The 14,325-nt window shown below is 43.1% G+C and carries 16 protein-coding genes; all 16 read right to left on the reverse strand.

Going from position 1 to position 14,325, the window contains the following annotated elements:
• Positions 1-27: 27 nt before the first annotated feature.
• Genes B9Y89_RS14725 through fliM form a run of 16 tightly spaced genes read right to left on the reverse strand, consistent with a single transcriptional unit; the run spans position 28 to position 14,298 of the window.
• A complete protein-coding gene (locus B9Y89_RS14725; RefSeq protein ID WP_085523954.1) occupies positions 28-516 on the reverse strand; it encodes a hypothetical protein in 489 nt (162 codons plus the stop codon).
• Positions 509-1,132 carry a chemotaxis protein CheC gene (locus B9Y89_RS14730; protein ID WP_085523955.1) on the reverse strand — a complete coding sequence of 208 codons (624 nt, stop codon included), beginning with the start codon at positions 1,130-1,132 and terminating at the stop codon, positions 509-511. Before B9Y89_RS14730 ends, B9Y89_RS14725 begins: the two co-directional genes overlap by 8 nt.
• 5 nt (positions 1,133-1,137) lie before the next feature.
• Positions 1,138-1,602: a chemotaxis protein CheW gene (locus tag B9Y89_RS14735; protein WP_085523956.1), complete on the reverse strand. Its 465-nt coding sequence runs from the start codon at positions 1,600-1,602 to the stop codon at positions 1,138-1,140.
• A 46-nt stretch (positions 1,603-1,648) separates the two neighbouring features.
• Positions 1,649-3,649 (reverse strand): chemotaxis protein CheA, encoded by a 2,001-nt coding sequence (locus B9Y89_RS14740; protein WP_085523957.1) that lies wholly within the window; start codon positions 3,647-3,649, stop codon positions 1,649-1,651.
• Positions 3,627-4,250: a CheB methylesterase domain-containing protein gene (locus B9Y89_RS14745; protein WP_085523958.1), complete on the reverse strand. Its 624-nt coding sequence runs from the start codon at positions 4,248-4,250 to the stop codon at positions 3,627-3,629. The genes B9Y89_RS14740 and B9Y89_RS14745 overlap by 23 nt, the downstream gene beginning before the upstream one ends.
• On the reverse strand, positions 4,247-5,113 hold the full coding sequence (locus B9Y89_RS14750) for a MinD/ParA family protein (RefSeq protein WP_085523959.1): 867 nt from the start codon (positions 5,111-5,113) through the stop codon (positions 4,247-4,249). The genes B9Y89_RS14745 and B9Y89_RS14750 overlap by 4 nt, the downstream gene beginning before the upstream one ends.
• A complete protein-coding gene (locus B9Y89_RS14755) occupies positions 5,106-6,185 on the reverse strand; it encodes a flagellar biosynthesis protein FlhF (RefSeq protein ID WP_254901308.1) in 1,080 nt (359 codons plus the stop codon). The genes B9Y89_RS14750 and B9Y89_RS14755 overlap by 8 nt, the downstream gene beginning before the upstream one ends.
• Before the next feature lie 2 nt (positions 6,186-6,187).
• The gene (flhA, locus tag B9Y89_RS14760; RefSeq protein ID WP_085523961.1) at positions 6,188-8,224 is read right to left on the reverse strand and encodes a flagellar biosynthesis protein FlhA; all 2,037 of its coding nucleotides are present in this window, start codon (positions 8,222-8,224) and stop codon (positions 6,188-6,190) included.
• An 18-nt stretch (positions 8,225-8,242) separates the two neighbouring features.
• Positions 8,243-9,337, reverse strand: a complete 1,095-nt coding sequence (gene flhB / locus B9Y89_RS14765) for a flagellar biosynthesis protein FlhB (RefSeq protein WP_085523962.1) — start codon at positions 9,335-9,337, stop codon at positions 8,243-8,245.
• 2 nt (positions 9,338-9,339) lie between these two features.
• The gene (fliR, locus tag B9Y89_RS14770) at positions 9,340-10,110 is read right to left on the reverse strand and encodes a flagellar biosynthetic protein FliR (RefSeq protein ID WP_085523963.1); all 771 of its coding nucleotides are present in this window, start codon (positions 10,108-10,110) and stop codon (positions 9,340-9,342) included.
• Between the two features lies 1 nt (position 10,111).
• Positions 10,112-10,381, reverse strand: a complete 270-nt coding sequence (gene fliQ, locus B9Y89_RS14775) for a flagellar biosynthesis protein FliQ (protein ID WP_085523964.1) — start codon at positions 10,379-10,381, stop codon at positions 10,112-10,114.
• A 15-nt stretch (positions 10,382-10,396) separates the two neighbouring features.
• Complete coding sequence (gene fliP / locus B9Y89_RS14780) at positions 10,397-11,077, reverse strand: flagellar type III secretion system pore protein FliP (RefSeq protein ID WP_139822817.1); 681 nt, start codon at positions 11,075-11,077, stop codon at positions 10,397-10,399.
• Positions 11,070-11,720, reverse strand: a complete 651-nt coding sequence (locus tag B9Y89_RS14785) for a flagellar biosynthetic protein FliO (RefSeq protein ID WP_176222245.1) — start codon at positions 11,718-11,720, stop codon at positions 11,070-11,072. The genes fliP and B9Y89_RS14785 overlap by 8 nt, the downstream gene beginning before the upstream one ends.
• A gap of 27 nt (positions 11,721-11,747) precedes the next feature.
• Positions 11,748-12,113 (reverse strand): response regulator, encoded by a 366-nt coding sequence (locus tag B9Y89_RS14790; protein ID WP_085523967.1) that lies wholly within the window; start codon positions 12,111-12,113, stop codon positions 11,748-11,750.
• Positions 12,114-12,137: 24 nt separating this feature from the next.
• The gene (gene fliY, locus B9Y89_RS14795) at positions 12,138-13,307 is read right to left on the reverse strand and encodes a flagellar motor switch phosphatase FliY (RefSeq protein ID WP_085523968.1); all 1,170 of its coding nucleotides are present in this window, start codon (positions 13,305-13,307) and stop codon (positions 12,138-12,140) included.
• Positions 13,300-14,298, reverse strand: a complete 999-nt coding sequence (fliM, locus tag B9Y89_RS14800; protein WP_085523969.1) for a flagellar motor switch protein FliM — start codon at positions 14,296-14,298, stop codon at positions 13,300-13,302. The genes fliY and fliM overlap by 8 nt, the downstream gene beginning before the upstream one ends.
• Between the last annotated feature and the right edge of the window lie 27 nt (positions 14,299-14,325).

Below are 14,325 nucleotides of genomic sequence, written 5' to 3' on the forward strand. Positions count from 1 at the left end.
AGGATCCTCCTCCCTTACATCAGTGAATCATAGGCGTCGCTCAACATGATTGATAGAATAAACATGCAGTACCTGAGTGACTGGATTGAACTGGACCGTTCGACCTTTGTCCCCGCCAACATCACAAGCGATAAGCGGTATCTGTGCGTCCGTTAATTGTTGCTTTACCGCGGTGATATTCCGAGAACCGATGCTGACCGGCCCTAGTCCGTTGATTGATCTAAACATTTCTGCTCCACCAGCAAATTTGGCCTTTAATGCTCGGTGAGAAGCCCCTTTCATTCGAAGCAATCGAATCAGCTCTGATACAGCTGTATCGGCGAATTTTCCAGGTGGTACGTCCGGATGTTTAGCCATCGAGCTGTCCGGTAACATAATATGGGCAAGCCCTGACCAAGGACAATCAGGTTGATAAATAACCAATCCAATACACGAACCCAATCCAATCGTCTTTAAGCCGGCCGGAGCTTTAGCAATTTGTATATCGGAAATTCCTACTCTGATGACCTCATTCATCAGCTGCTCCGAATAGTGCCAACAGGGGTTGGATATGCCCGGGGGAAGGTAGAAAAACAATATTCCCCTGTAATTGTGTATCTGTTCCTGCATCACATAAAACGGTATCAACATAAAGGGCGTCATTATCATATAAAGCAATTTCAAGCAGACCTTCATTCAATATGGCTATCGCTTGATCGACTATGAATTGGGGCGGCGTCAATTTTAACTGGATCCCTGCAAAATCGGATAAAGCGGTCAAATAAGAACCGGCCAAAATGTTACTAATTTCAGATATTGCTGAAGATACCATGTCATAGACCGCCGTCTGATCACTTCCGCCACCATTAGTAAAGGGTGATGCCTCAATTAACCGGTGGGCATCATCCGCTGAAAAAAAAGTGAAAATTTGCCCTTCTAACCGCCCCGTAACATTGAAACGAACGGCCGTCACCTCTTGATCAGTTATTTTTTTTAAGTTGATATCGGATATAGGAATCACCTCTGCTGCTGGCATTTGCATACGAATGGTCTTACCGAATAAATGCGATAATGCGGTCGCAGCATGGGCACTAGCGATGCTTCCAATTTCTTTAATAACATCAAGCTGCCAATCATTTAATTGTTTTAACATGTCGTTTAGGTCGCCTTTATCTCTTTGAGCGCTTCGGCCTCTTCTTTATTTAACACCTTCGACAAATTCAACAAAACGAGCAGGTCATCGCCCTTTTTAGCCACGCCGGAAATATACTCTAATTCCAAACCTCCGGCAATATCAGGTGTCGCATCGACCGTCTCAGGATTAATATCCAACACTTCACGCGCTTCATCAACGATTAACCCAGCCATCACTTCGCCAACATTAACAATCATGATCCGGGTATGACGGGTCGGCTCAGCTTGTTCCATATTAAACTGCTGTTTCAAATCAATCACAGGGACAATGATGCCTCGTAAATTCATGACGCCGACAACAAAGTCCGGCGCATTCGGAACTCTTGTCATTTCTTGCATCTTTTCTATAGACAATACTTGCGTCACCCAGACGCCATAACGAATATCATTTAAGGAAAAAATGATCACCTTTTCCGATGATTCACTCATATAAAAACAACTCCTTTTTAATAATCACTTCAAACGGTGCTTCATGTTAAATTAATGAATGGACATCCAAGATTAAGGCCACATGACCATCGCCTAAAATCGTCGCACCTGAGATACCAGGAATAGCTCCAAGATAGTTGCCAAGCGATTTAAGGACCACTTCCTGTTGGCCAGTTAATTGCCGAACAGCAAGCGCCGCTGTTTTCGTCCCTTTTTGAATCACCACAATAGGTATGTCTTCATTGTCATCTGCCGAACGGATAGTCTTTAAGCTGTCATGAAGATCAATATAAGGAATGACATGATCACGGTGCTCAATTAACGTTTGGCCGTGCATCACATGAATATCATCTTTATGGACAACGGCTGTTTCCAATATCGATCGCAGCGGAATCGCATAGGTTTCATCAGCTACCTGAACAAGCAAAACCTTCATAATCGACAATGTCAGTGGCAATTGGATCCTAAAAGTGGTGCCTTGTTCAGGAACAGAATCGACATCGACTGTGCCACCCAATGATTCAATCGTGCTTTTCACAACATCAAGACCTACACCGCGTCCCGAAAGATCTGAGACTTTGTCAGCGGTACTAAAACCAGGTTGGAACATGAGTAGGAACACTTCCGAATCAGATAATTGCTCCGCTTTTGTTTCGGTCACCAGCCCATTTTCCACAGCCTTTTTTACAACCTTATCCCGATTGATACCAGCACCATCATCGGTAATTTCAATAAAAACATGATTACCGCTATGATAGGCCGTTAAATGAATGTGGCCAACGTCAGGCTTGCCTTTGCTCACTCGTGTATCTGGTTGTTCAATGCCATGATCCATGGAATTCCTTAATAAATGAACAAGCGGATCACCGATTTCATCAACGAGTGTACGATCAAGTTCCGTTTCAGCTCCGGACATCTCAAGTTTGATTTTTTTACCTAATTCCTTTGCGGTAGACCGTACCATACGCGGAAAACGTTGGAACACGTGATCAACAGGAACCATTCGCAAATTTAGAATGACCTCCTGCATATGGTCAGAGATTCTGGAAACACGCGTCACAGTATCATCGAGTTCTTGATCATTTATCCGATCAGCTAATGATTCCAACCGTGATTTATCAATCACAAATTCCTCAAACATATTCATGAGCTGTTCCAATTTATCAATGCTGACGCGGATCGATTGATGACCTTGTTTTTTCGGCCGCTTCGTTTCCTTCTCCGTTTGTTGGCTGTTACTTGGGGATGGCGCCGGTTCAGCTTGTTGATCGGGTTGCTGGACATGTTCCTGTGTCGAGACTAAATCCTCTGATGATATAGTCTTAAGCTTGACGTCGCTGACCTCTGAAACTTGGTAAATGCTATCTTCAATCGACTGGCTATCCGCTTCAGTAACAAGGGTGATATAAAAACGACCAGGAAACTCCCCTTGTTCGAGTTGTTCAGCGGGGGGATCAGACTGAATAATATCGGCTTGATCCCCAACAGTATCAAAAACCATATAGGCCCGAACGGCTCTTAATTGACAACTTTCACTTAACTCAACCGTCATTTGATAGACGGCCAGACCTCCGTCTAGCGCTTGCTTGATCACATTTTTTTCGTAATCATTGTAATCATTCTGAGCGGCGTCTGTTTCTTGACCTTCACTTGCGGACGTTTCTCCGCCCTCTTTGATTTGCGACAAAGCCGTTACCGTCGCAGTAACATCTTCATCAGCCTCTGTTCCGCCGCTTGCAATCTGTTCAACCATATCCTCAAGTTGATCCACACTTTGAAACAAGACATCCATCACAGCATCATTAACATGACGCTCTCCATTTCGGATAACATCAAGTAGATTTTCCATTTCATGCGTTAATTTTGCTAGATTTACGAACTCCATAGAACCAGCCATACCTTTTAATGTATGGGCTGAACGAAAGATTTCCCCAACAATCGAGACATCTGATGGCGCTTGCTCTAATTGAAGCATATATTGATTTAGACTTTGTAAATGTTCTCGGCTTTCATCTAAAAACATATCAAGATATTGATTCATTTCCATTCCCATATCCCCTTTCAACCCAACGTGTAATAGTTTGGCCTATGCTTTCTATCGGAACAATGTCATCGGCAAGGCCCGCATCAATAATCGCTTTGGGCATGCCATAAATGGTGGCAGTCGTTTCTGATTCAGCTATCGCATGATGCCGGAGACGATCTTTGATCAGTCGGATACCTTCCAAGCCATCATGCCCCATCCCTGTTAAAGTGACAGTCAATACATTAACGCCAGTAAGATGGGCGATGGATTGCAGCAAAATATTATAAGAAGGCCTTAAGCCTTTGATAGGTGGCTCCTGGTTAATAATGATCCTGCGATCTCCATCCTGTCCCGCCTCCAAAGTCATATGCTTATCTCCTGGCGCAATGTAGGCCATCCCATTGCTCATTTTTTCTCCATCGATCGCTTCTTTGACTTGAATAGCCGATATAGCATTCAAACGTTCAGCAAGCGCCTTAGTAAAATACATAGGCATATGTTGAACAATCAACAAAGGTGCACCCAGCTCCTTGGGTAATAACGGAATGACTTGCTGTAAGGCTCTTGGCCCGCCCGTGGATGTTCCGACACAAACGATCGGTAATAGTTTGTTTGGATTCATGATTCACTCTCACGCTTAAAGATTTGCTTCATTTTTTTCATAAAATGATCATGTTGCATATCACTCTCATTTGCACCATCAATGTAAGTTGCAGCGATCCGCCGTAAACGGATCGATACATCAGCTTTTGGCTGTCCAAGCATAAACGGACAGTGATTTTTCGAGGCGTCCCGAATAACGCGGTCATTTGGCAAATAGCCGAGATAGTCGAGCTTTTTATTTAAAAACCTCTGAGACACTCCCGAAAGTTTTCGCCAAGCAGCCCAAGCGTCACGCTCACGATCCGCTCGATTAATTAAACACCGAACTGACATCAACGGGTGATGATGATGGAGTGATTTAAGGGTAGCATAAGCATTTGTTAAGGATGATGGCTCAGTCGTTGTCACTAGAAAAACATCACAAGCCGATTGGATGAAACGGATCCATTCATCATTCATCCCCGCGCCTAAATCGAAAATAATCGTATCATAATGATTCTTCAATACTGATAGCTGCCCTAAAAGATAGTCTAATTTTTCATTTGTTAATTGAAATAATTCCGATAAACCACTACCGCCACTGATAAAAGCTGGACCATCTGGATAGTGCATAGTAATATCCTGAATCGACCACTGCCTATGAATCATATCGACAATCGTATGCCGCTGATGAACACCTAATAGCATATCAATATTCCCCGTGCCGACATCCAAATCAATAATCACAATCTTTTTACCAGCTTGTATTAAAGCTGTGGCAAAATTAATGGACACCATCGATTTACCAACGCCGCCTTTACCGCTTAAGATCGCAATCACTTTTGGGCTTTTTACTGGCTGTCCCGTCATTTTCAGCCGCAAATTTTCAGCTTGATCAACCATATAATAAATCCTCCATTACATGATTGATAAAAGCCGATTGATCCGCTAGTTGCCAATCATCTGGGACATCTTGCCCGTTTGTAAAATAGGCGATATCCATCGGACATTGATTGACGACATTTAACAGCGCTGATGGAGATTGAGTCTCATCCATTTTGGTCATGATTAATTGGGAAACAGGGACATCTTGAAACTGATGAATAACCGCGATTTGATCCTCAGATTTGGCGGCAGCACTTAATACTAAAAATGTCTCCATGTTTCTAGAGAAAGGGATCATCGTTTTTAACTGATTAATGGTTTGCGACAATTGATAATTGCCGCCAGCAGTGTCGACAATCACGACATCCTTATCTTCATGTTTGGTTAAAGCTTGGTTAAAATCTTCAGATGAATAAGCGACTTCGACTGGTACATTTAAGATTTTCGCATACGTCTTTAACTGCTCGATGGCGGCAATTCGGTAAGTATCTGTAGTGATGAAAGCCACAGAATGTTGCTCATTTAAAACCGCATGAGAAGCGAGCTTGGCCGCTGTTGTTGTCTTACCAACACCCGTTGGACCAACAAGGTTGATGACGCCTGTCTTTTGTATATCAGTTCCAAACGTAATATTTGCTAATTTTTGCTCCAGTCCCGTTTTTATTATGCTTTCAATCGCGTTTTTATCAATCTGTTCATCGCTCACATACCAGTGCTTAATCAATGGACGGCATAAATCATGGGCAATATCGGGCCGAAGCCCTTTAGTGATCATATGTTCATAAACAGAAGCAATCGGGGGCGGGTACACATCCATACGCTGCCCTGGTTCGTTATGTTCGTTTTTAGATAATGACACATTTCTACGTTCATGTAAGGGTTTCGTCCCTTGACGAACGGTCGGTTTTCGCTCTGGATAGGCAGGTTCATCATCAATGGCTGCCACAACCTCCACGGCCGGTGATTTAATCAAATTGAACCAGCGGCGCTTGTGCGTCTTCTTGGTAAATAGGATCACAGCATCTGATCCCAGCTCACGCTTAACTTTTTGCATTGCTTCATTCATTGTTGGTGCAATAAATTTTTTCATGTTCACGCAGCAGCCACCACCCCGACACTTTGGACTTCAATCGACGGTTCCAACTCGTTATAAGATAAGATGTGAATATGTGGTAAATACTTTTCAGTTAATTGTTTAACATGATGACGGATGGCCGGTGAACATAGCAAGACAGGCTCACCTTCATAATCCACCCACTTTTCAGCTTGTCCGGCGATTTGTTGTAAAATATTTTCCGTCACTTGCGGATCAAGCGCAAGGAATTGACCCTGTTCCGTTCTTTGCACAGATTGAGCCATGGTTTCTTCGAGTCCAGGATCAAGGGTCATCACTGTCAGCTTGTTACCCTCTTGGACAAACTGACGGGTTATTTGCCGGGACAGACCTTGCCGAACATACTCAGTGAGCAAATCCGTATCCCGAGTCATGACCGCATGATCAGCTAATACCTCGAAAATCACCGGTAAATTACGAATGGAAACATGCTCTCGTAAAAGACGTTTCAATACTTTTTGGACATCCCCAACATTGAGCGGTTCAGGGGTGACTTCCTCGACAAGTGTCGGATATGACTCTTGTAAATGATCAATAAGTTGCTTCGTTTCTTGTCTACCCAGCAACTCATAAGCATGATGCTTTAATGTTTCCGTCATATGTGTCGACACGACCGATGGTGGATCAACTACTGTATAACCAGAGGTTTCGGCACGTTCCTTAACATCTTCAGCAATCCATAACGCCGGGAGACCAAATGCCGGTTCCACCGTTTCAATGCCTTGAATTTGTTCATCTTCAACACCCGGACTCATGGCCAAATAATGATCAAGCAGCAACTCCCCTTCTGCAGCCACATTTCCTTTGACCTTCAGCCTATAAGCGTTGGGTTCCAATTGAATATTATCCCGGATGCGGACGACAGGGATGACGACACCTAGATCCACGGCCAGCTGCCGGCGAATCATCACAATCCGGTCAAGTAAATCACCGCCTTGATCAGCATCGGCTAACGGAACGAGGGCGTAACCAAATTCGAATTCAATTGGATCCATTTGCAATAAATCCACAACATTGTCCGGATTTCGAATCGCCTCTTCATCGATATCCGGCTCCTCTGTATCCGTTGTCTCATCATCTGTCTGTTGCTCTTGCTGACGTAAGACATATCCCGTTACAATCAAAATCAAAGCAATCGGCAGGGTGATCAAAAAACCAATTGGTGTAAATCCAAGTAAAATGATGACACCACCAGCAATAAACAGCATATTCGGGTAAGCCAGTAGTTGCTTAGAAATATCTTGACCCAGATTGCCGTCGGATGCGGCTCTAGTAACGACAATTCCTGTTGCTGTGGAGATTAAGAGCGCCGGGATCTGGCTTACAAGGCCATCACCTACCGTCAGCAAGGTAAATTTTTGGCTGGATTCAGCAAATGTTAAACCAAGCTGAATCATCCCAATCACCATGCCCACGATAAGATTAATAATGACAATCACAATGCCGGCGATGGCATCCCCTTTCACAAACTTACTGGCACCGTCCATTGCTCCGTGGAAGTCAGCCTCCTGTTCTACTTTATCTCGCCTGGCTTTGGCCTGCTGCTCATTAATTAAACCAGCATTAAGGTCGGCATCAATACTCATCTGTTTACCTGGCATCGCATCAAGCGTAAACCGGGCGGCCACTTCAGAGACCCGTTCTGATCCTTTGGTGATGACGATAAATTGAATCACAATCAGAATAAGAAAGACGACCAGACCAACAAGTGGATTCCCGCCCACGACGAAGTTACCAAATGTATCAATAACGGCACCGGCATTGCCTTTGCCAAGAATCGACCGGGTTGTTGACACATTAAGTCCGAGACGAAACAACGTGAGTAATAATAATAGAGATGGAAAAATCGAAAATTGCAGCGGCTCATTCATGTTCATCGCAACCAATAATGTAACCAAAGCTAATGCGATGTTCACGATAATCAAGAGTGATAGGATAAACGGCGGAAGCGGTATAATGAGCATAAAAACGATCATAATAACTCCAAATAAAACCACTAAATCCCTAGCCTTCATGCTCCAACCCCCTTTCCATTAGATCTTGCCTTGCATTTTATAAACATAAGCCAAAACTTCCGCAACCGCTTTGAAAAAATCTTCAGGAACCGCGTCACCCATTTCAAGCTGATGATACAGTCCACGTGCTAATGTCCGCTTCTCCACAGTTGCCACCTGATGCCTGCGAGCGGTGTCTTTGATCTTTAAAGCAAGATAATCAGCGCCCTTGGCCACAATGATAGGCGCATCCATGCTGTCTTCTTGATACTTCAATGCAACAGCATAATGAGTTGGATTCGTAATGACGACGTCTGCATCAGGGATTTCTTGCATCATTCGCTGCGAAGACATTTGCTGTTGTTTTTCTTTGATCTTGGATTTAATTTGCGGATCGCCTTCCATTTTTTTATGTTCATCTTTCACATCTTTCTTTGACATTTTAATATTTTTTTCATGGTCATATTTTTGATAAACATAATCTAATATAGATAAAAACAAGAGTAGAATTGAGGCAGCCAATCCTAATTGAATCGTGATATCACCAATCAATTGAACACCAGCACGAATGGACTCTTTAGGCAGCATGAATAACTCCGCCTTATTGATCCATATCACAATAAAGGCTGTCAAACCAATGGCCACGATTTTAAGTAGAGCCTTCAACATTTCGACAATTGCTCTAACGGAATAAATACGTTTAATCCCTTTTAATGGGTTAATCCGTTCCCATTTAAAGCTCATAGACTCAGTCGAAAATAAAAATCCGAATTGGACCAAATTAGACACCAAACTACAAACAACGCCTAATATAAAAAAGGGAGCTAGTATCTTCGCTGTTTCAATGAAATAGTGACGCATGATCACTTCTAAAGTGCCTTCATCTAATTCCGGCATCCGCATAGTAGAAGAAAATGTATCGGTCATTAACTGACTGATACCTCGACCGGCAAACGGAATCGCAATTAAAAACAGCAGGAACATGCCAAACAAACCAATGGCCGTGTTCACATCCGAGCTTTTAGGAACTTGACCTTTTTTTCGAGAGTCCTCCCGTTTCTTCGGTGTAGCCTCTTCTGTCTTTTCCTCATCAGCAAAGAATTGTAAGTTAAGTTGTAAATAAAGAGGATCCATGCTTAACTCCCCAGCAGCATCATAAAATTCTTCATGATTTGTGTCATTAATTCAAATATGTAACGAAACACCGACACGTAGATTGGAATAACAATAAGTAGCACCATCATGCTGACCAAAATTTTGAGCGGCAAACCCACAACAAATACATTCACTTGCGGAACGGTTCTTGCAATAACACCAAGCGCAACATCGACTAAAAAAATACAGCCAACTATGGGTAGAGCGATTTGGAAAGCAATCAAAAACATTTTGACAAACACTTGAACGACAAAGCGAGCTAATTCACCGCTTTCAACCGCTATCCCTACTTGATCCACAGGTATGAGTTCAAAACTATAAAAAATACCATTCAGAAGCATATGATGTGCATTAACCGCCAGTAAAAATAATAGAATAAGAACGTATAAGAACCGCCCTGTTAATGGAATACGATTACCTGTCTGCGGATCAACAATACTTGCAAAGGCAAATCCCATTTGCAAATCAATAAATATCCCGGCCACTTGGACACTATAAACGATCATCGCGGCGATAAAACCAAGTGATAGACCGACCATCGTTTCTTTCAACACCAGCATTAAAAAGTTATGGTTGATCACCGTTATGTCAGGCTGGATCGTCAATGTCATCAAGATGGCCAAAACAGCAGCTAACGCAAGTTTGAATCGTCCCGGCACCGTATGGTAAGAAAAAAGCGGAGCTACCATCAGAAAACTTGCCAATCGCACCAATACAAGCAGGAATACGGGAAAAGTATCGATTAATGCCATATCAACTTGTAAACTGGTTCAAATTTTGAAATAGATCCTGTGTAAAGGTCAGCATATGTGACAGCATCCAGGGCCCAAAAAAGACAACCGCAATCATGACCGCGATAATTTTGGGTATGAAGGCCAGCGTTTGTTCCTGAATTTGTGTCGTTGCTTGAAAGATACTCACCAGTAAGCCAACCACAAGGGCGACAATCATAAGTGGACCGGCTACGAGTAAAATCGTGGTTACGCCCTGTTCAGCCAGCGACACGATAAAATTTGCACTCAACCCTTTTCACCTTCTTCAAGAAAAACTTGTAAGTAATGATTCAACGATCAGATACCAACCATCAACCATGATAAATAGCAAAACCTTAAACGGAAGTGAGATCATCACAGGTGGGAGCATCATCATTCCCATCGACATCAAAATACTTGAGACGACCATATCAATGATCAAAAACGGCACAAAAATCATAAAACCCATCTGAAACGCCGTCTTTAATTCGCTGATGACAAATGCGGGAATCAATGCCATCATCGGAACCGCCTTAATTGAATCCGGCTGCTCATATTCCCCATAATCCAAGAACAATTGTAGATCCTTCTCTCGTGTCTCATCGGCCATGAACCGTTTCAATGGTTGCTCCGCCCGATCCAAGGCTTGTTCTTGACTAATATCTCCGTCTAAATAAGGCTGCAACGCTTCGCTCTGAACATCAGATAACACCGGACTCATGATAAAAAAAGTCAAGAACAACGCCAGACCAATCAGCACTTGATTCGGCGGCATCTGTTGGGTGGCAAGAGACGTTCTTACAAACGATAGGACAATCACGATTCGGGTAAATGATGTCATCAATACCAATATCGCCGGTGCGAGTGATAAAATTGTTAATAGCAGCAATAATTTTAATGTCGTGGCGACGTCACCGGGCTGTTGGGATAAAACGTCAGTAGGAATACCGGGTAACACACTATCCATCATCATGATCCTTCCGCTTGGTTTCTCTTAGCCGCCTGCTTCTGTCTTCAGAGATGTTCTTCAACTCCTCCGAAAGCTTATGAGTAAAAGATGGACGGTTCCTTGACTTATATGATTGCTGTTGTCTAAATCGCTCCCGCACCCACTTTTGTACACTATGGCCATGACCTTCTGTAGGGGCCTCTGATTGCAGCAGTTGGCTTAGCTGGTCAGCATCATCAATGGCCTTTAACAATGTAATATCCTCGCCAACCCCGACAACTAAGACTTCATCTGCAATCTTGACCAACTGGACCGATCGGTTAGCTCCCAGAGCAACACCGCCAAGATTGTCCAATTGTTTAGAAGTTTGAAATCCTTTTTTTCTCTTTAATAAAAATCGATAAATCCCATAAATTAATAGCAAAACGATCATTAGTGAACCCATGAGTTTAAAAAAACTGACGAATGTATTGGGCTCTTGCTTAAGCTCGGTTGATGATTTTTGCTGTTGATCAGGGTTATCAGGCTGCTTATCCGGTCCTTGATTTTGGTTGTCTAGAAAATCGGCAACGGAGCCCCCATCTGCCGCCGAGACGGCAGGCCCCGTTATGATGCCGATAAAGCCAAGTAAAAATAAGGCCGCGAGCAGTTTCCGGGTCATAATAACGACACCTTCCCGTAGTTCCATCTATGAATCTAAAGTTTTGTTAATAGCTTCCAATACTCTATCAGCTTGAAAAGGTTTAACGATAAAGTCTTTAGCACCGGCCTGGATCGCATCAATGACCATGGCCTGCTGTCCCATTGCGGAACACATGATGATTTTGGCTTCGGGATCAATCTCTTTGATCTTCTTCAAACTCTCGATCCCATCCATTTCTGGCATCGTGATATCTAGTGTCACGAGGTCGGGTTTGACCTCCTGATATTGTTCGACGGCCTCTGCTCCATTCGTCGCTTCCCCGACAACTTCAAAACCATTCTTCGTCAAAATATCTTTAACCATCATCCTCATAAATGCAGCGTCATCAACAACTAATATACGAGCTCCCATTAGCTCATCCCCCTATTTAAATATTTATTTTAATGAGTGAATACGGTCATATTGATTTAAAATTTCCGTCACTCTAACACCAAAATTCTCATCAATCACAACAACTTCACCCTTGGCAACCGGTTTGTCATTGACGAGGATATCCACAGGTTCACCGGCGAGTTTATCTAACTCAACAATCGACCCAGGGCTGAGATTAAGCACATCCCTTATCGTTTGCTTGGTTCGTCCAAGTTCAACCGTTACTTTCAACGGCACATCCATCAATAAGTTCAAATTTTGCTGACCCTGCGAAACCTGAGGGGCTTCATCAAAGTTACTAAAAGCGACTGATTGCACATCCTGAGCTTGTCTCTGGTTTGGCTCAGATTCAGGTGCTGTTTGTCCTGGAGTTTTATGATCCTGACGTTGGGTGGTAACGTCTGTTTCATCACCGGGATGGACATCAGAGTCATTTGAATCTTCACTCATCTCGGCGTTTTTATCCTGAGTAATCAATAGATTCACAAGGCCTTTGGCAAATTCCAGTGGTATCAATTGCATAATGTCCGAATCGACCAATTGCCCAATTTTAAGATTGAAAGACACTTTAACCATGAGGGATTCCTCAGGCAACAAATATGTCCCTTCATCCTTAACCACATCCATCAGATCGATTTTCGGTGGTGAAATATCGACACGACGGTTAAAGATGGTTGACATCGATGTCGCTGCTGAACCCATCATTTGATTCATGGCTTCTTCAACAGCGCTAAGATGAATATCATTCATCTCTTCGGAAGGCTGTGACCCATCACCTCCTAACATCAAATCAGCAATCACACTGGCATCCTGAGTCTTGATAACCAGCACATTCGTCCCTTCAAATCCTTCTGTGTAAACAACTTTTACCGAAACATAAGGAATAGGGAATTCTTCCTGTAAGTGACTCTTATGAACCAATGAAATCGATGGTGTAGTAATTTCAACTTTTTGATTCAATAGAGATGATAGAGCTGTTGCTGAATTACCAAAAGCAATATTACCAATTTCACCCATGGTATCTATTTCGACCGAATCGACATAGTCATGCAGCTGTATCTCTTCATTATTATTAGATGGCTGCGGGGAATCGGCCTGATCACCTTCATGATCTCCCGTTTGACCCAATAAAGCGTCAATTTCTTCTTGTGAAAGCATGCCATCATCACTCATGCTCCTCACCCTCCTTATCTAAATGCCCAAGTATTTGAACGGCCACATGTTGTTTCTTTTTGCCTGGTTGGGCCGTGAATTTCGATAGTGAACCGACATCCACGGTTACAGGGTCATCAATCGTTTGATCAAGCCGAACGACATCACCAACCGATAACTCAAGAACGTCAGAAAATGATAAAGTGGTATCCCCTAACAATGCTGTCATGGAGATATTTGCCGATTTCACCTTTTGCTCAAGCGCATGAATATCTCCCTCAGAAGGAGCTTTCTTCTTTTCATCATTCATCCAATAATGCATAGATAGTTTTTGAATAATCGGCTCAAGGACGACATGCGGCAGACAAAGATTGATCATGCCGCTTTCCTCACCAATAGTTACAGATAGTGAAATGACAACCACAGTCTCATTCGGTGACACCATTTGCAAAAACTGGGCATTAACCTCAAAGTCTTTCATTATCGGTTCCATCTCTATGATGGAACCCCAAGCATCGCGAAAAGGTGACAGGGTTTTAGCAAACAACTGAGAAATCAACTGGGTTTCAATATCTGTTAATTTATCAATCTTATTCATCCCGTGCCCCATGCCACCAAGAACCCGATCCATCATGGCATAAGCAATATTAGGGTTGACTTCAAATAACATTCGACCTTTTAATGGCGGAGCCTCAAATATATTCAGCACTGTCATGCTCGGGATAGAACGAATAAATTCTTCGTAAGGCATTTGATTGACTGAAGCCACGGAAATTTCAACGTAAGTCCGCATTTGTGCCGAAAAATGAGTCGTTAATAGCCGGGCGTAATTCTCATGAATACGCGTTAAGCTGCGAATCTGATCTTTAGAAAAGCGCAAGGCTCGTTTGAAGTCGTAGGGTTTACCTTCTTTACTATCTTCATCTTTTTTCAACTCTTCCGCGTCCATTTCACCTGTAGAGATCGCGGAAAGAAGTGCATCAATTTCGTTCTGCGACAGAACGTCTGCCATCTTTCACACCTCGCTTTCCTCCATCGT

The sequence above is a fragment of the Tuberibacillus sp. Marseille-P3662 genome, from assembly GCF_900178005.1.
Classification (GTDB): domain Bacteria; phylum Bacillota; class Bacilli; order Bacillales; family Sporolactobacillaceae; genus Marseille-P3662.